Annotated in this window: 21 protein-coding genes; 19 read left to right on the top strand and 2 right to left on the bottom strand. The window is 67.1% G+C overall.

Features of this window, described 5'->3' with window-relative positions; genetic code table 11:
• Positions 1-100 precede the first annotated feature (100 nt).
• Genes SM757_RS15095 through SM757_RS15085 form a run of 3 tightly spaced genes read left to right on the top strand, consistent with a single transcriptional unit; the run spans position 101 to position 2,213 of the window.
• Positions 101-1,078: a thymidylate synthase gene (locus SM757_RS15095; protein ID WP_322466089.1), complete on the top strand. Its 978-nt coding sequence runs from the start codon at positions 101-103 to the stop codon at positions 1,076-1,078.
• An 18-nt stretch (positions 1,079-1,096) separates the two neighbouring features.
• On the top strand, positions 1,097-1,594 hold the full coding sequence (locus tag SM757_RS15090) for a dihydrofolate reductase (RefSeq protein WP_322466088.1): 498 nt from the start codon (positions 1,097-1,099) through the stop codon (positions 1,592-1,594).
• A 40-nt stretch (positions 1,595-1,634) separates the two neighbouring features.
• Positions 1,635-2,213, top strand: a complete 579-nt coding sequence (locus SM757_RS15085; RefSeq protein WP_322466087.1) for a DUF4337 domain-containing protein — start codon at positions 1,635-1,637, stop codon at positions 2,211-2,213.
• Positions 2,214-2,402: 189 nt separating this feature from the next.
• On the opposite strand, the gene SM757_RS15080 is transcribed toward SM757_RS15085, so the two are convergent.
• Both SM757_RS15080 and SM757_RS15075 read right to left on the bottom strand, forming a co-directional pair.
• Complete coding sequence (locus SM757_RS15080) at positions 2,403-3,026, bottom strand: hypothetical protein (RefSeq protein ID WP_322466086.1); 624 nt, start codon at positions 3,024-3,026, stop codon at positions 2,403-2,405.
• A gap of 44 nt (positions 3,027-3,070) precedes the next feature.
• On the bottom strand, positions 3,071-4,240 hold the full coding sequence (locus SM757_RS15075) for a zinc-dependent alcohol dehydrogenase (RefSeq protein ID WP_066335635.1): 1,170 nt from the start codon (positions 4,238-4,240) through the stop codon (positions 3,071-3,073).
• Between the two features lie 291 nt (positions 4,241-4,531).
• Here SM757_RS15075 and SM757_RS15070 point away from each other — a divergent pair, with 291 nt between their 5' ends.
• The 16 genes from SM757_RS15070 (at position 4,532) to SM757_RS14995 (ending at position 17,077) form a co-directional block, all read left to right on the top strand.
• A complete protein-coding gene (locus SM757_RS15070) occupies positions 4,532-5,803 on the top strand; it encodes a tyrosine-type recombinase/integrase (RefSeq protein ID WP_322466085.1) in 1,272 nt (423 codons plus the stop codon).
• Positions 5,804-5,919: 116 nt separating this feature from the next.
• The gene (locus tag SM757_RS15065; RefSeq protein ID WP_322466084.1) at positions 5,920-6,804 is read left to right on the top strand and encodes a hypothetical protein; all 885 of its coding nucleotides are present in this window, start codon (positions 5,920-5,922) and stop codon (positions 6,802-6,804) included.
• Positions 6,805-6,897: 93 nt separating this feature from the next.
• A complete protein-coding gene (locus SM757_RS15060) occupies positions 6,898-7,152 on the top strand; it encodes a helix-turn-helix transcriptional regulator (RefSeq protein ID WP_322466083.1) in 255 nt (84 codons plus the stop codon).
• 441 nt (positions 7,153-7,593) lie between these two features.
• Complete coding sequence (locus tag SM757_RS15055) at positions 7,594-7,788, top strand: hypothetical protein (RefSeq protein WP_322466082.1); 195 nt, start codon at positions 7,594-7,596, stop codon at positions 7,786-7,788.
• 173 nt (positions 7,789-7,961) lie between these two features.
• Positions 7,962-8,597 (top strand): hypothetical protein, encoded by a 636-nt coding sequence (locus SM757_RS15050; RefSeq protein WP_322466081.1) that lies wholly within the window; start codon positions 7,962-7,964, stop codon positions 8,595-8,597.
• On the top strand, positions 8,594-9,007 hold the full coding sequence (locus SM757_RS15045; RefSeq protein ID WP_322466080.1) for a hypothetical protein: 414 nt from the start codon (positions 8,594-8,596) through the stop codon (positions 9,005-9,007). The genes SM757_RS15050 and SM757_RS15045 overlap by 4 nt, the downstream gene beginning before the upstream one ends.
• Positions 9,004-9,483, top strand: coding sequence for a S24/S26 family peptidase (locus SM757_RS15040; RefSeq protein ID WP_322466079.1), 480 nt, complete (start codon positions 9,004-9,006; stop codon positions 9,481-9,483). Before SM757_RS15045 ends, SM757_RS15040 begins: the two co-directional genes overlap by 4 nt.
• Entirely contained in the window at positions 9,480-12,389 is a 2,910-nt protein-coding gene (locus tag SM757_RS15035) for a hypothetical protein (protein ID WP_322466078.1), read from the top strand. The genes SM757_RS15040 and SM757_RS15035 overlap by 4 nt, the downstream gene beginning before the upstream one ends.
• A complete protein-coding gene (locus SM757_RS15030; RefSeq protein ID WP_322466077.1) occupies positions 12,389-12,745 on the top strand; it encodes a hypothetical protein in 357 nt (118 codons plus the stop codon). The genes SM757_RS15035 and SM757_RS15030 overlap by 1 nt, the downstream gene beginning before the upstream one ends.
• Before the next feature lie 91 nt (positions 12,746-12,836).
• Positions 12,837-13,772: a hypothetical protein gene (locus SM757_RS15025; RefSeq protein WP_322466076.1), complete on the top strand. Its 936-nt coding sequence runs from the start codon at positions 12,837-12,839 to the stop codon at positions 13,770-13,772.
• A gap of 124 nt (positions 13,773-13,896) precedes the next feature.
• Positions 13,897-14,172 (top strand): helix-turn-helix transcriptional regulator, encoded by a 276-nt coding sequence (locus tag SM757_RS15020; RefSeq protein WP_322466075.1) that lies wholly within the window; start codon positions 13,897-13,899, stop codon positions 14,170-14,172.
• On the top strand, positions 14,169-15,083 hold the full coding sequence (locus tag SM757_RS15015; protein WP_322466074.1) for a phage antirepressor KilAC domain-containing protein: 915 nt from the start codon (positions 14,169-14,171) through the stop codon (positions 15,081-15,083). The genes SM757_RS15020 and SM757_RS15015 overlap by 4 nt, the downstream gene beginning before the upstream one ends.
• Before the next feature lie 16 nt (positions 15,084-15,099).
• The gene (locus SM757_RS15010; protein ID WP_322466073.1) at positions 15,100-15,765 is read left to right on the top strand and encodes a hypothetical protein; all 666 of its coding nucleotides are present in this window, start codon (positions 15,100-15,102) and stop codon (positions 15,763-15,765) included.
• Positions 15,766-15,873: 108 nt separating this feature from the next.
• Positions 15,874-16,371, top strand: a complete 498-nt coding sequence (locus SM757_RS15005) for a hypothetical protein (protein WP_322466072.1) — start codon at positions 15,874-15,876, stop codon at positions 16,369-16,371.
• The gene (locus SM757_RS15000; RefSeq protein ID WP_322466071.1) at positions 16,368-16,787 is read left to right on the top strand and encodes a DUF5681 domain-containing protein; all 420 of its coding nucleotides are present in this window, start codon (positions 16,368-16,370) and stop codon (positions 16,785-16,787) included. Before SM757_RS15005 ends, SM757_RS15000 begins: the two co-directional genes overlap by 4 nt.
• On the top strand, positions 16,784-17,077 hold the full coding sequence (locus tag SM757_RS14995) for a hypothetical protein (RefSeq protein ID WP_322466070.1): 294 nt from the start codon (positions 16,784-16,786) through the stop codon (positions 17,075-17,077). The genes SM757_RS15000 and SM757_RS14995 overlap by 4 nt, the downstream gene beginning before the upstream one ends.
• Positions 17,078-17,084: the final 7 nt, after the last annotated feature.

Below are 17,084 nucleotides of genomic sequence, written 5' to 3'. Positions count from 1 at the left end.
CCACGGTCCTGACACGGCCGTTGGCGCCCTGAGCCCCGGGGATTTGGGCGGGCGCAGGGCGGCGCCCCTACACTGCGCGCCTTCTCAAGCCGCCCGCCCAATGAAGAGCTATCTCGAACTCGTCCAGACCGTCCTCGACCAGGGGAGCTGGCAGGACAACCGCACCGGCATCCGCACCCTGAGCCTGCCCGGCGCCATGCTGCGCTTCGACCTGCAGCAGGGCTTCCCGGCCGTCACCACCAAGAAGCTCGCCTTCAAGACCGCCGTGGGCGAGCTGGTGGGCTTTCTGCGCGCCAGCCGCAGCGCCGCCGACTTCCGCGCCCTGGGCTGCAAGGTCTGGGACCAGAACGCCAACGAAAACCAGGCCTGGCTGGCCAACCCCTACCGCCTGGGCGACGACGACCTGGGCCCCGTCTACGGCGTGCAGTGGCGCCAGTGGCCCGCCTACAAGCTGGTGTCGCCGCAGGCCACGGGCCAGATCGAGGACGCCCTCCAGCGCGGCTACCGCCGCGTGGGCACCGTGCAGGACGAAGCCACCGGCGCCCCCGGCGTGCTGCTCTACAAGGCCGTGGACCAGTTGCGCCAGTGCCTGGACACCATCGTCAACAACCCGGCCGACCGCCGCATCCTCTTCCACGGCTGGAACTGGGCGCAGATCGAGGAAATGGCGCTGCCGCCCTGCCACCTGCTCTACCAGTTCCTGCCCAACGCGGCCAAGCGCGAGATCTCGCTGTGCCTGTACGTGCGCAGCAACGACCTGGGGCTGGGCACGCCCTTCAACCTGGCCGAGGGCGCGGCGCTGCTGCACCTGGTTGGGCGCCTGACGGGCTACACGCCGCGCTGGTTCAGCTACTTCGTGGGCGACGCCCACATCTACGAGAACCACCTGGACATGCTGCGCGAGCAGTTGCAGCGCGAGCCGCTGCCGCTGCCGCGGCTGCTGCTGTCGGACCGCATCCCGGACTTCGCCGTCACGGGCCGCTACGAGCCGCAGTGGCTGGAACAGGTCGAACCCGGTGATTTCTCACTGGACGGCTACCGCCACCACCCGCCGCTGACCGCCCCTATGGCCGTGTAATACGGGGGCTTGGACAACATGAAACTCACCATCGTGGCCGCCGTGGCCCGCAACGGCGTGATCGGCCGTGACAACGACATGCCTTGGCGGCTGCCCGAGGACTTGAAGCACTTCCGCCGCGTGACGCTGGGGGCGCCGGTGATCATGGGCCGCCGCACCTGGGACTCGCTGCCCGCGGCCTTCAAGCCGCTGCCCGGGCGGCGCAACGTCGTCATCACCCGCAACGCCGGCTGGAGCACCGAGGGCGCCGAGGCCGCCGCGTCGCTGCAGGAGGCGCTGCAGCGTCTGGCCGACGCACCCGCCGCCTTCGTCGTGGGCGGCGCGCAGCTCTACGCGCAGGCGCTGCTGCTGGCCGACGAGCTGGTCCTCACCGAGATCGACCGCGACTTCGAGGGCGACACGCGCTTTCCGGCGTTCGAGCGCGAGCGCTTTGCCGAGGTGGCGCGCGAGACGCACCGCGCTGCGCCGCCCAACGACTTCGACTTTGCCTTCGTCACCTACCGGCGACAGGCCTGATTTTTCGCCCCCATAAAAGCACCTTCAGGAGAGATTTCCCATGTCCGGCCACGGTTTCCACGTCCACGGTCCGCACGACCACGAGATCGAGCATGCCGCGCACCACGGCGGCAAGGACCCCTTCCAGGGCCGCATCGCCGTGACCACCGCCATCCTGGCCACGGTGGGTGCGCTCTTCGGCTACATGGGCGGCGCCACGCAGGCCAACGCCTCGCTCTACAAGAACAACGCCGCCATCAAGAAGACGGAGGCCTCCAACCAGTGGAACTACTACCAGGCCAAGAGCAGTAAGCAAAGCCTGCAGGAGCTGGCGCTGCAGCTCGTCTCGGAGGAGAAGAAGGCGGACGTGCGCAAGGAAATCGACCGCTACAAGGCCGAGAAGGCGGAGATCAAGGAAGGCGCCGACAAGCTCGAAGCCGAGGCGCGCGACTGGGACCACCAGTCCGACGAGCAGATGCACCTGCACCACCGCTGGGCCCAGGCGACGACGGCGCTGCAGGTGTCCATCGCGCTGGCGGCCATCACGCTGCTGACGCGGCGCAAGTGGCTGGAAATCGGCATGTACGCGGTGGCCGGGGGCGGGACGCTGCTGGGAGTGGCTGCCGCTTTGCACATGTAAGACGCAAGGGCTGGCGGGTGCCCAGCACGCCTGCCGGCCCTGTCTTGCGGCCAGCGTGGGGACCGCCTGGGTTCCCGCCTTCGCGGGAACGACGAAGCAATGAGCCGGCCGCATCGGCTGCCGGCCAACGAACAAAGGGCCCTTCACGGGCCCTTTGCCGTTTCCGGGAGCCGAAGCTTGGGCGCCGGCTCAATGCAGCGTGTACGGCCGCAGCGCGTCGGGGATGCGCATGTCGGACGGCATCTCGAAGCTGGCCAGCGCGGCGCCGCGCATGCATTCCGGGTCCTGCGGCAGGCCGCTGCGGTCGCTGTAGTCGTGCGCGGCCTGGGCCTGGCGCACGGCCTGCGCCTTGGGCACGGCGGTGGCGCAGGCCACGTCCAGCGCGGCGACGCCGGCCACGGCCACCAGGGAGCTCACGGCGCGGGCGCGCTGCGCGTCGTTGCCGGTGATGGCGCGGTTGCCCAGGGCAGCGAGGTCCAGCGCGTCGCCGGCCACGCGGCCCCACAGCCAGGGCGTGGGGTCCTTGGCCAGCAGCAGCCCGACGCCGGCGGCGATCTCGCGCCAGCCATAGGCCTTGACCAGCGACTCGTGCCCGTGCAGCCCGGTGGCGCGCGCCATCAGGCGCGGCGCCAGCACCTCGGCCAGGCCCAGGCCGATGCTGAACCAGCCCAGGCCGCGCGCCAGGCGGCGCGAGGGCAGCATGTGGCCGTCGTCCACCGCCGCGTCGTGGCGCCGCTGCTGCGGCGCCTGCGGGCTGTAAACGCCGCTGGGCAGGCCACTGCTTTCCGTGAGGGAGGATGGCTGTTGCTGCATGAGGAGGCTCCTGCTGAGGTGGTCCGTTGGGCCGTCCGCGGGGTTCAGGGCTTGAGGACCACCTTGATGCAGCCGTCCTGCTTGTCGCGGAACGTGGTGTACATCTCGGGGCCCTGCTCCAGGCCGACGGTGTGGGTGATGACGAAGGACGGGTCGATCTGCCCTTCCTCTATGCGGTGGAGCAAGTCTTCGGCCCAGCGGTTGACGTGCGTCTGGCCGGTGCGCACCGTCAGGCCCTTGTTCATGAGCGCGCCGAAGGGAATCTTGTCCAGCAGCCCGCCGTAGACGCCGGGAATGGAGAGCACGCCCGCGGGGCGGCAGACGTAGATCATTTCGCGCAGCACGTGGGCGCGGTCGGTTTCCAGCATCAGTGCCTGCTTGGCGCGGTCGTACATGGAGTCGATGGAGCGCGTGGCGTGCGCCTCCATGCCCACGGCGTCTATGCATTTCTCCGGGCCCTTGCCCTGGGTAAGCTCGGCCAGGCGCTCCAGCACGCTCTCGTTGTCGAAGTCGATGGTGATGGCGCCGCCCGCGCGCGCCATGGCCAGCCGCTCGGGCACGTGGTCGATGCACACCACCTGCTTGGCACCCAGCAGCAGCGCGCTGCGGATGGCGAACTGGCCCACGGGGCCGGCGCCCCAGATGGCCACGGTGTCGGTGGGCTGGATGTCGCACTGCACGGCGGCCTGCCAGCCGGTGGGGAAGATGTCGCCCAGGAAGAGCACCTGTTCGTCGGTGAGGCCGTTGGGCACCTTCACGGGCGCGACGTCGGCAAAGGGCACGCGCACGTACTCGGCCTGGCCGCCGGCGTAGCCGCCGGTGAGGTGCGTGTAGCCGAAGAGGCCGGCCGTGGTGTGGCCGAAGAGCTTGTCGGCCACGTCCTTGTTGCGGTTGGAGCGCTCGCAGACGGAGAAATTGCCGCGCCGGCACTGGTCGCACTCGCCGCAGCAGATGGTGAAGGGCACGACCACGCGGTCGCCGACCTTGAGCTTCTTGTTGTCGCGGCCGACCTCGACGACCTCGCCCATGAACTCGTGGCCGACGATGTCGCCCTTCATCATCCCGGGCATGAAGCCGTCGAAGAGGTGCAGGTCCGAGCCGCAGATGGCGCAGGAGCTGACCTTGATGATGGCGTCGCGCCCGTCCTCGATCTTGGGGTCGGGGACGTTGTCGCAGCGGATGTCTTTCTTGCCGTGGTAGCACAGGGCTCGCATGGGGTCAGTCCTTTCGCGCTTGGGCTTCTGGCGGTGTGGACTGGGCGGCAATACGTGTTCCCGTGGTGGGTTAGGCTTGCCGCCCTCGCAAGTCCTGCCCGCCCATGAAACTCGCCACCTGTAAGGTTAATTAGGCGCGCATATCCCTCCAAGTTCGGCGCGGGCCTTCTCTAAGTGCTTGTCCCTTCTCACACTGTTCGCTCAAGTTCACTCATGTACGTTCCTTGCTCCGCATAGAATTTGTGTAGCTAGCTGCGTAGCTAGCCGGTCTAGCTACACATCGAGGGCGCAATGCCGAGAGAAATCAACCGGCTCAACGACAAGCAAATCAGGGCGTGGATGAAAGCCGGTGCGCCTGTCGCAAAGGCTGATGGCGGGGGCCTCACCTTCACGCTGTCGGCGGCCGGCACGGCTGCCTGGGTACTGCGCTACCGTCATGGCGGCCGGGCCCGCGAGCTGACGCTAGGGCAGTACCCCGACCTCACCATCCAGGCAGCACGCCAGCGCGCCAGCAAGGCCCGGGCTGAAATTCAACGCGGCACGGATGTGGCACGCGAGCACCAGCGCGCAAAGGCCGAAGCGGTTGCGGCAAAGAGCTTCCGGGAGCTGGCCAACGACTACATGGCCAAGGCGTTCCCGAAGCTCGCCGACACCACTGCGAAGCAGCGGCGCCAGCACATCGAGGGCGTGATCTTCCCCAGGCTTGGCGCCATGGCAGCCCGCGACGTGACCACGGCGGACGTGGTGGCGCTGCTGGAGTCGGTGGGCAAGAAGAAAACGGCCAACGTGGCCGAGCTGGTGTTCACGGCCCTGTCGGAAATTTTTAGGCACGGGCTGGCGCGCCACGCCGTGACGGTGAACCCCTGCGCCGGCGTGTCGGTGGCTGCGATCTGCGGCAGGGCGGAGCCGCGACGCAAGCGGCTGAAGCTGACGGAGGAGGAGCTGCGTGAGTTGCTGCCTGCCCTCCCCCGCATCGGCCCCGAAAACACTCTGACGGTGAAGCTGCTGCTGCTGACCTGCGTGCGCATAGGCGAGCTCGCGCGCGCGGAGTGGCAGCACGTGGACTTTGAGCGGGCCGAATGGTTTGTGCCTGAGGCCAACTCGAAGACCGGCCGCGGCTTTACGGTGCCGCTGGTGCCGGCAGCGGTGGCGCTTTTCAAGGAGCTTCGGCCCCTGGCCAGCGGCTCGCGCTTCGTGCTGCCGGCCCGACAGGAGCGGCGGGTGCGCAACCACGCTGGTGCCGACGTGCCATTCAACCAGCGCGCGTTGAACGCCATGCTTCACAAGCTGTGCGACGACCTGGGCAGCAAGGTGCGGCGCTTCACGCCGCACGATCTACGCTCGACAGCGCGCAGCCACTTGGCGGCCCTCGGCGCCAGCATCATCGTCGCCGAACGGTGCCTGAACCACTCGCTGGGCGGACTAGTGAGCGTGTACGACCAGCACGATTACTTGACCGAGCGGCGCGCCGCCCTGGAGACGTGGGCGGCATTCCTGCAGGCCTGCGAGTCCGGCGTGCCCTGGCTCCGCGAGAGCAACGTGGTCCAATTGCGCGCTGCGTAACAGCACCAGCGCCCTCCCCAGGGCCGGCTGCCCTACTCCGACGGGAGGAAGTCCGAGTTCCCTTGCTTGGCTGGCGCGGCCTCCTTTTCCAAGGTAGCCGCGCCCGAGGGAGCGCAATGGACGACAGGAACAACAACACGCTCAGCCCCGATCCAGAAGAGTGGGCAGAGGTGCCCGACCCGGACTTTGGCGCCGATGACTACTTTGCCTTGCCCGACAGCGGCGTCGGGTACTACAGCCTAGAGGACGCGGCATTGCTGGCCGCGCTGGACATGTGGAACGCTGGCCAGGTGCTAGACGTGCCGGTGGGCGAAGGGTGGCCAGAAGGAGACGGGCCCAGGGTGCGCAAGGGTATCGAGCCACTACAGCGCCAGTTGCTAGACGCGCTCGCGCGCTCCGTGGAGAGCGGCCTTCTCGAGGCCGTGGTAAGGCGCCGCACGCTGCCCGACTCGCGGCCCGTCCCAGGGCACACCTTCGTCCGCCTGGCTGACCTTGAGGACTGGCTGGAAGTTCATGGCCACATGCGCGGTCCCGTGATCGAGGCGGCTGCGGCGGTCTTCGTGGACAACCCATGGCAGGTTGCTTGCGCTGTGGCCAGGGATCGGGCAGAGCTCCGGCACCCCGCCGCGCCTACCCAGCCGCAGCAGCATGGCGACAACGCGGCGACCCTGGACGAGGTGACGCGCCTGAAGCGCGAGCTCCAAGAAGCACGGCTGCACGTCCTTCATCTTCAACGGCAGGGCGAGCGACGCAATGGCGCTGGCCGGCGCCGTGATGACCTGGGGGCAAGAGAACGCGCAACGCTGCTGAAGCTGGTTATCGGCATGGCCATTGATGCGTATCGGTTCGACCCTACTGCGGCCCGCACCACCGTGCCAAAAGAAGTTGCGGAGGCCTTCGCGCTCTTGCCCTGCGCAGACGACATCGCCGTGACCGACGACACGGTGCGCAAGTACCTGAAAGAAGCTGCAGAGACCGTGCTGGCCAAGAAACGGAGTTGACCTCGAAACCGAATTCGGTTTCGTCTATCCGAGTTCGGCCCCAACACAGCACGCGGCCGCTGCAATGACCTCATGTTCAACCATGAGGCTGCAATGCGCTCCCCGTCTTTCCACATCGCGGCAACCAAGCCGCGCCAGTCCCGCCAACCCCTGCAGGCGGCAGAGAACCCCGACGCCCTGCTGCTGGTGCAGACCGTGACCGCGCTCACGGGCATGTCCACCTCCACGCTGTACCGGAAGATGGCCGCGGACCAGTTCGTCCAGCCCATCCGCCTCGGCACGCGCTGCACCCGCTGGCGCGCCGGAGACGTGACCGCTTGGCTGCGCCAGCAGGCCGCCAACGCTTGAGGTTTCCCGATGCTCAAGCAACGACATGCCGTCTGGGCGAAACGCCCCGCACGCAGGCAAGCATCCCGCCGCACGGCGAACCGCACCGGCCAAGACCGTGCTGTGCGACCTGTGCCGACCAAACACACCAAAACCCACCAAACCCACCAAGGCCATACGGCTGGCACTTGTGTTCGAGCGCGCTGTTGTAAGGCGCTGCAGTGGATCAACGTGAACCGCTGTGGCACACTGGGCGTAGGTGCTTCAAAACGCCTAAAGCAAGCGGATAGCCGCCCCGACAGCGCGGCTTTGTCACGCCCAAATTCCGTCAAGGTTCTGGGCGGGATGGGGCTATCCGTAAGGACGCCCGCCCGGCTTGCTTCGGGTTTTGAACATCCCGCCCACCCCCTGTGCTTCAAAACGCAGGAAGTGGCTTCCCAAGCTCAGCAAGGAGCCCGGACCATGGCACAAAGCCCGAAGACCGCCCACGTCGGCGGCAACATGCGCACGCCTGCGCAGTCCTCCACCTACGTTCCCGCGCACTACCTGCGCCGGGTTGCCCGTTCGATCCTGCTGCGAGCCGCAGTCAAAGGCCGCCTGTCCTGGGTTGTGGTGCTGCACCTGCTGGCGCTGTTGGACCGCGGGGGCGAGCAATGAAGGCCGGGCGCAACACCATCCCCCAAGAGCAGGCCGCGGTATTGGCCGCTTGCTTCAAGGTGCTTGGCTATGAGGCCGACCACGGCTTGCCTGAGCGCGTGGCTCAGTTCATCCGCGGCAAGGCCGACCGCCTGCCCGCCAGCCTGGGGTGGGTGCCGGAGAGCGCCCGCCCGGTGCTGGAGGCGGCCCGAACGATTTACGCCGAGAGGCCGCACGCCGCGGCAAGCGCCAGCCCCGGGCCTGCAGCGCCTGCGGCAATCCCACCAATGCTGAAGCTGCACCCTGAGCCGGCGAAGCCTGGCCATGCTGTTGCCCTGGGCGACGAACTGCGCATTGAGCTGCCGCGCCTGAGCCGCATTGCCTACTTCGAGGGGACGCGCGCGCAAATCGAAGGGGACGGCCTTGTGCCTCCTGGCGTGGCGTGGCCGAAGGGCCGCGAACACGCCACATGGAAGCGCGGCGGCGCCTACTTCAACCTTTTCCGCATCAAGCCCGCCGGATTCCCCGGGCGCGCCAGCGAGTGGGCCGCGTGCGATTCCTGGCGCTTGGCCGTGCGCAACTTCGAGAGCCATGCTGACGCCGAGGTGTGCCGTCTGCGCCGCGAGCTGGAGGCTGCGACCTACAAGGCCAGCAGCACCGGCAGGCTTGCGGCAGCGCGCCAAGCCGAGCGTGCCCACAGGGCCGCCGCTGACGCCGGATTTCAGGCGTTCATGGGCGCCGTGCTGCCCCCGAGCATCAAGCGCGAGCCGGCGCGCCGCGGGCGTCCCGCCAAGGCCACCAGCGCCAGCGTGAAAGGGGCCACGGCATGAGCGGCCCCACAAAGCCGGCGCCGCGCCGCGCCGCGAGCCCCAATGCTGCAGCCATGCGGGACGCCTACACGCGAAGCAAGACATTGCGCGAAAGCCTGGGCGACAAGCTACTTCCGCTGCTGGCACTGTGCCAATTCGCCACCAGCGCCCACGAAACGCTGCACCAACTGGACCGCGCCGCGGCAGGGGATGCGGAGTTCGTGACGCGGCTGGACATGGCGGCGCCCGCCTGGCTGGACGCAATGGGCCAGCTTGGAGCCATGCCCGGGCGCATTGGTGAATGCCTCGCGCTGGCGATGACGCTGTGCAGCGAAGCGGCCGGCAACGCACAGGCGGTGGCGGAAGTCACCTACAGCGCGAGCCGCGACCTGTGCGCCGTCGCGCCGGCCATGAAAGGCGGTGCAGCGTGAACGCCGCCCTGAACCTCACCGCTGATGGTGTGCACGAGCGGTTCATGTTGCCTGTGACCAGCGATGCGGAGGTCTGGCCGCGCTACCGCGTGGGCGAGTTCGTCGTCATCGAACCTGGCACCAAGGCGCTGCCGGGTGACGACGTGGTCGTGACGTTGCACGACGGCTGCCGCCTGCTACGCGAGCTCGTGACCATCGATCCGGCTGGCATCGTGCTGGAGGACAACGCCGGCACCGTCACGGCGCTGGCTTCGGACTCTGTGCTGCAGGTGGCCCCCGTCGTGGGCCGCATGAGTCGCGCCATGGCGCTGCAGCACATGTGCGGCGCAGAGGTGGCTGGCATGGATGAGACCCGCAACTGCATCCAGCCTAGTGCTGCTGGCGCGCCCGGGTGCCCACCGGCGACCGCACGTCAAAAAAATTTCTCAGATGCGCGTTCGGGCTGCCTATACGAGTCAAAGGAGCTCACCCGATGACCGTGCAACGCGAAACCACAACCCAGCCCGCCGACAGCAGCCCCCCCTTATTACCTGCAGATGGCCAAGTCAGCAGGCCCATGACGCTCACGGTGTTCACCAGCGCGCAGCCGACGCGGCTGACCAAGGTTCTGACCTTGGCGGACGGCAAGCTGCAGAAGACAGCCGCGGCCAGCATGCAGATGGGCCGGGCGCAGCGCGTGGAGGTGCGCGACATGGCCGAGCTGGCGCAGCTGCTTGACAGCCTGACCGAAGCTCAGGCTGTGGCCTGGGGCGTATGTGCACATGAGGCGGTCGACGTCGTGCCCCAGGACGCAGAAGCCTCGACGCCCGGCGCTATCGCCCGCACGCGGCAACACTTCAGCTTTCCTCCTGCGCCTGGCGTACTGATGCTGGACCACGATGGCGCGCCCGGTGAGCAACTGGACGCCGCCTCCCTGCGGCAACGCCTCATTGATGCCTGCCCAGCGCTGGCCAGCGCGCCGATGCTGTGGCGCCCCAGCGTGTCGGCGGGCGTGCGCGCGCCGGACGGCTCCCCACTGACGGGCATCACACGGCACCGGCTTTACGTCCCGGTGACCGATGCCAGCCGAATCCCCGAAGCAGGCAAGGCGCTGGTGGCGCTGCTGTGGGCGGCCGGGCATGGCTGGTTCGAGGTAGGTCGGGCCGGCCAGGCGCTGGAACGCACGCTGGTTGATGCCGCCGTGTGGCAGCCCGAGCGCTTGGACTTTGCGGCGCCCCCAGTGCTGAAGGACGGGCTGACGCGCGAAGGCGTGGCGCCTGTGATACACGGCGACGGCGCGGCACAGTTCGACCTGGCGCAGATCGTCGCCGACGCCGACACACTCAAGCGGGCCGCTGCGACGAAGAAGGCTGCACGCGAGGCCGTCAAAGGCTCGTGCGACTCCCAGCGCGAGCGCTGGGCCACCGAGCAAGCGCCCCAGCTGGCCGCGCGCCGTGGCATTACGCCCGAGAAGGCCCGCGAGGTGTTGCGGCGTGCCAGCGAGCATCGCGTGTTGATGGGCGACTTTGTATTGACCGCGCAAGACGGTGCCACCGTGTCCGTGGGCACGGTGCTGGACGCCCCCGACCGCTGGCACAACGAGCGCTTTGCGGACCCGCTGGACCCGGATGCGGACCGGCGCGTGGCCGTGGTGAATCTCAAGAGCGGCGCGCGCCCGTACCTCTTCAGCCACCGTCACGGCGGCGTGCGCTTCGAGCTGATGCGCCAGTCGTCACGAGTACAGGTGGGCCGAGGCATGCGCATCGCCACGACGGACGCGGTGTTGGCCGTGCTGAAGACCCGAGGTGAGCTGTTCGACTTCGGCGAGGGCACCGTGGCTTACGTGAGCGAGGGCAAGGCCCGCCCCGTGTCCCCGGACTGGCTTTTGGATCACATGGGCCGCGTGTGCGATTTCTACAGCGTCAAGTTGCGTTCGGACGGTGAAGGCGACGCCGTGCGCGAGGAGATTCCCGAAGACGCTCCGTCCCCTGTGGCTCGCGCCATCCTGGCGAAGCACGGCGACCGGGGCTTCCATAAGTTGCTGGCCGTCACAACAGCACCCACGCTGCGCACCGACGGCTCAATCCTGGACACGCCTGGCCATGACGCGGCATCAGGCCTGCTGTACTACAGCGAGCACCCGAGCCCGCCGCGCGTGCCCAACGCGCCCTCACCGGCTCAGGCGCTGGAGGCACTGCGCTTCCTGTGGAAACCGGTGCGCGACTTCCCTGTAGTGGACGACGTGGGGCGCGGCGTGGTGCTGCATGGGCTACTGACAGCAGCACTGCGCGCCAGCCTGCCCACGGCGCCAGGTATCGGGCTCGATGCGCCGGCAGCCGGCACTGGCAAGACGCTGTTGGCCCGTTGCATGGGCATCCTGGCCACGGGCACCGATCCAGCGATCTTGCCTCCGGCCGACACCGACGAGGAGACGCGCAAGCGCCTGTTCTCCGCGTTGCGTGAGGGGCAGCGCGTAGTGCTGTGGGACAACGTGCGCGAGCCGCTGGGCTGCGCTGCCCTGGACAGCTTTCTGACTGCGTCGACCTTCGCGGATCGCATCCTGGGCAGCAGCGAGACGGCCAGCCTGCCGAACCGCGCGTTGTTCATCGCCACCGGCAATAACCTGCGACTGACCTCTGACACTTGCCGCCGCGTGCTTCTGGCGCGCCTGGATGCTGAGACGGAGAAGCCCTACACCAGGGACTTCAGTTTTGATCCCGCGCAGATGCTGGCCGCACACCGACAGCAATACGTGGTGGCGGCACTGACCATCATCCGCGCGTACATCGCTGCAGGTCGGCCGAAGATGGCGAGTGGCCGCACGGCTAGCTTTGAAGTGTGGGACGACTTGGTCCGGCAGCCGCTGTGCTGGTTGTCGCAGCTGGCAGCGCAGGCCGGCGTGCCGGACCTGCCAACCTTCGCGGACCCGGTGGAGGCCGCAGCGCGTGCGTTCGAGCAAGACCCGGAAACGACCAAGCATTCGGCGCTGCTGGAGGCTTGGCACGCAGTCTTTGGCAGCGTCCAGACCACGGTAGCCACGGCCATCCGGCGTGCCGAAACGGACGACGCTCTAGGCGTGGCGCTGGAGGAAATCGCTGGCCAGCGCGGCGCTATCAACTCGCGGATGCTGGGGCGCTGGATCGAGCGCATGGCCGGGCGCATCGTCGGCGGCAAGCTGTTCGTGCGGATCGGCATACGCGCCGGCACGCTGCACTGGGCGGTGCAGTTCGCACGCAAACAGCCGGGAGAAAACACACCAAAACCCACCAAACCCGCCACGGCGGACGCCGACGGCCCGGCATGTGGCGGCAAGATGGTGGGGCTGGAAGGGTTTGTTTCGGACGGTCTGAGCACAGGCCTTGGCGCCGCTGAGCTCGCTACCAGCGACACCGAGGCCTTCTGATGCATGCGACCGAACTGCTCCGGGGACTGCACCGCGCCGGCTTTGTGCTGGCGCTGGGCCACGAGGACAAGCTGCTCGTGACACCTGCCAGCCGCCTCACCGAAATGGACCGTGCTGAGATTCGCGCACACCGTGATGATCTGGTGCGGCTGCTGACGAAGCCAAATTCGGCGCTAGCGGCCACTGCCGATGCGGAGAACTGCGTCACCTGCATGCACCGGACACGGGCCGACGTATGCGGCAGGCCAGTGGAGGCTGGGTTGGCGTCGCACTTCGAAGTGTTCTTCTGCGACACCCTGCCCGGCGCCGGCGTCGGTTGCCCAGCTTGGAGCGCACGTCCACCAGCCTGGACTTGACCTGCTGGCACTGCCGGCGACGGCTTGGTGTCGAGTGCCAGCCATCTACACTCAGATACGGTCGCGCATACCCCGACGGGGGGAAAACCGGGTGCCCTTGCCCAGCTGGCGCGGCTTTTTCTGCAAGGTGCGCAAAGGGTGCGCAATGGAATTTCAGCACTATGACTTTGTAAGGTGCTTTACGCTGGACGAACTGGTTTGCTTGTGCGTCGGCATAGAGCCAAGCGAACTAAAGAATGCATCGCCTCGCGATTTAAAGCAGTACAAAATAATTCGGCAAGAAGCATTGTTTAGTGCAGTTTGTGCACATACGGAAGGGCTTCTTACCAAGTCGCGCCGCGGCACAAGACTAGATATGCGGCGCGGCCTTCTCTATCCGACGCGCGTCATTGGAAATATTCCAGGAGACTCTGAGGAGCTACGTCATTGGGAGCAGCATTTTGGATATAACTGCAATGACTTGCTACCCGAAGGTAGCGAGGAATGGGAATTTCCCAGAGAAGTAATTGCTGAATGGCTCGCCACACGCCCAGCATTTAAGCCCGCCTATGATTTCTCCCGGAAATCTGGGCTTTTCATGGAATCACCGTTAGCTCCCGGGCCACTTGCAGCGACACAAGAGAATGCGGCGCTGCGTGAAGCCCTTGCCCAATCTGAGAGCGCACGCGCGGTACTTGAGGCCCAAATGGGCAGTATGAAAACGACCCGGTCTACAGCGCCTCAAGAGTTGCGGCCCACGCACCAGCGGGCTGATGATCTGGCTGGCAAGCTGCACGAGGCGAGCCAGACGGCGGCGAAGTTCCACGAGGGTTGGCCATGGGACTTACACGAGACCGAATTACTGCGCCACATGGCAGCGGCGGCTGAACGCTTCTGGGTCCGGTATGACCCGTCTGACAGCACCACAGCTCCGACCAATGAGGCTGTTTCGACGTGGCTGCAGGGCCGCGGCGTCTCCAAACGCACTGCCGACACCATGGCAACGATCCTGCGTGCCGATGGTCTACCAACGGGTCCACGCACCTAGTCCCTGTCACCAACTTTTCTTAGTGCTGACAGGCACTTATAAGCGTATCAGGAGTTACTGACACCCAGTCCCTGCAGTGGACTGCAGCTATTCGTACGCAGTCGCTCCGGATGCAATGCACCTCATGTTGACCCACGAGGCCGCAATGCACTCCACACCCTCCCATGATGCGGCGAAGAAGCCGCACCAGCCCCTGCATGTTGCCCAGCTTGATGACGCATTGCTGAAGCTGCAGACCGTCCGGGCCATGACTGGGCTTTCGGACTCGACCATCTACCGCAAACTGGCCGCGGGCGACTTCCCCCAGCCGATCCGGCTGGGCACGCGTTGCACCCGCTTCCGAGCTGGTGACGTGACAGCATGGCTCCGCCAGCAGGCTGCCAAGGGAGCGGCTCAATGAGAAACGCCCGCTCCGACGAATCGAAAGCAGGCGTTGCCGGCCAGGGCGGCGCCATTGTGACCCAGGATCACGCGGCCGTGCAGCCGCTGCATGCCACCACCAGCGGCCAGCTGCGTCACGGCGCCCTTGAAGTCGCCAGTATCGCTATCCGCAGCGACGCGCAGGGGCGTCTCTGCCTCAATGACCTGCATCGCGCCGCAGGCGGCCAGACGAAGCACCGCCCCAGCACTTGGCTGCAGAACCAACAAACCCGGGAACTGATCCGCGAACTCGTGGCGGATGGGGCCTCACGGAATTCCGTGACCCCTCTCGCCACTGTCAACGACGGCCACAACAACGGCTCCTACGTCGTGCGCGAACTGGTCTACGCCTATGCGATGTGGATCAGCCCGGCATTCCACCTACGGGTCATCCGCGCCTACGACGCGATGGTCGCGCAGCCAGTAGCTGCCGTGCCAGCGCTACCTCGGACGTACAAGGAGGCGCTGCTGGCGCTGATCGCCGCTGAGGACGAGAAGGAGGCGCTGGCCGCCCAGGTGCAGGTCTTGGAGCCCAAGGCCCAGTTTCACGACGCCGTGTCTGGCGCTGTCAACGACCAAACCGTGCAGGAAGTCGCCAAGGTGCTGGGAACCGGGCAGAACCGCCTGTTCGCATTCCTGCGCGACGAGGGTCTGCTGATGCACGACAACCTGCCGTATCAGCGCCACGTCGATGCCGGCCATTTCCGCGTCGTGGAGCGGACGTTTGCGGACCGCCGCGGCGAGCGGCACACCTACACCCGCACGCTGGTGACGGGCAAGGGACTCACGCTGATCCAGAAGCGGCTGGCCGCTCAAGCTGCGGCTGCATACCCCCTGGGCCTCTCTAGAAAAACGCGCCATGGGCCCACAACGGGTCTCCATGGGGCATGAGGCAAGGGGGTAACCGATGAACGGGCGCGGCGAGCAGGGCCGCAAGGCGAAAAGGGGCGGGAAGGACCGGGACGGCAGCCGCTTTGCGCTGCTGCCGCACTGCGTCCTTGAAAGCCGCGCCTACTTGAACTTGTCCCACACCGCGCGAAGCCTGCTTATGGAAGTCGCGATGCAACTGCTGCCAGACAACAACGGCCGCTTGCTGCTGTCGCGCGCCCATCTGGCGCCACGCGGCTGGAAGTCGGCCGATGTGATCCAGCGGGCCAAGCTGGAACTGCTGAACAGCGGATTCATCTTCGAGACCGTGAAGGGGCACCGGCCGAACAAGGCGAGTTGGTACGCGGTGACGTGGCGCAGCTTGGAGCGGCGCGCGGACTATGACCCCGGTGCCCTGGGCGGATTTCCGCGGAGTGCTTACCTGCTGGTCGGCGTCGACGAAAACGCGGCCCTTTGTCCGTCTCACGGAACAGGGAAGCGCCCTACTGCTCCGCCTCACGGAACAAGAGCCCGCTTCACTGCTCCGTCTCACGGAGCAATGGAGGCCATTTCAGCCCCCTCCTCTGTTCCGTCTCACGGACACCATCTAGAGATGCCATCTGCAGGGATCAGAGAAGGGAAGCCAGGGAGGAGCAAGGGGGTAACAGGCACCAGCGCCAGCACTCCAGCGACATGCATGCAGTGACGGGCTGACTTGGCAACAGCGACGGCCCTGGGTCGCCGAAAGCACGCCGAACGGTCAAAACCGCCTCTCCGCAAATTCCCGGTTGCGCAACAACACCGGGGAGACGCAATGCGGGAGGCTGGCTGCCTGTGGGATGACTTCGTGATCGAGCTGCTGATTGCCGCGACGCGCCAGCGCAACCGCGGCGCCAACGACCCCGACGACGACAGCGACGACCTGATGCCTGCGCAGCGCGTGGTGCCAGCGGCCGGCACCGCGCCCCCGCCCGTGACAGCCACGGCACGCAGCGTGTTCGACCTGGCGCAGGACGTCGAAAGCGGCCCGGTGCGCGTGCACCGCCACAACATGCCCGGCAGCTCTTCAGGGTTCTCGCTGAGCGCCAGCGCGAAGCCGCGCCGTGCCTTCAACACCGTGGCCCGCGCCGGTGCTGTGGTGCGCGTGTCTGGACTGGCGTACCCGGGCAACAGGTGGACGGCCGAAAAAGCAGAGAAGGAGCGCGCGCGCCGTGCCCGACAGAAGGTGCCGCCGCCGTCGTTGGCCGCCAAGAACTTCAAGTTCAGCAAGGCAGGCGCGGCGCCTGATACAGCAAGGACAGAGCAACGATGACGACAACAAAACGCCCCGGCCGATGGAAGCCGGGACAGTCCGGCAACCCTGCCGGCCGCAAGCCTGGAACCGGCGAGGTGGCGCGGCTGCGCGCCGCCATCGCGGAACAGGTGCCAACCATCTTGGAGACGCTGACCACCGCGGCGCTGGCCGGCGATGTGGCTGCAGCCCGACTGCTGCTGGAGCGCGTACTGCCACCCGTCAAGGCCACAGAGCAGGCCGCACCAGTGGCGCTGCCGGACGGAGGCACGCTCACCGAGCAGGGCCGAGCCGTCATGCAGGCCGTAGCCCACGGGGAACTGGCAGCAAGTCAAGGTGCCGCGCTGCTGGGCGCGCTGGGGCAACTCGCCAAGCTGACCGAAACGGACGAACTGGCCCGACGCATTGAGGCCCTGGAAACGAGGAGCAAGTCATGACACTACGCAATCGCCTGGACCGCCTGGAGGCCGCGCTGCCAACCCATGAGGCCGATCCTCAGCGCGGCGAACGCCTGAGCGCCACCGTGCGCTTCATCTTGGACAGCGTGCCCCGTGGCCCCATCACCGTTGACGGCGACCGGGACGCCCCCTTTCGCGAGCTGCTGCAGCGCGGCGATGCCGGCGCGCTGACCGCCGAGGACTGTGCGCTCCTGGCCGCTGCACCTGAATGCCACGTGCCAGCGCTCGAAGTGCTGCGGCTGCTGGTGAAGCTCATGGACGAGGTGTGACCGTGGG

The organism is Azohydromonas lata, from assembly GCF_034427735.1.
Lineage (GTDB): Bacteria > Pseudomonadota > Gammaproteobacteria > Burkholderiales > Burkholderiaceae_C > Azohydromonas > Azohydromonas lata.
Note: the sequence above shows the minus strand (reverse complement) of the source record. Positions and strands in the feature narration are given on the sequence as shown.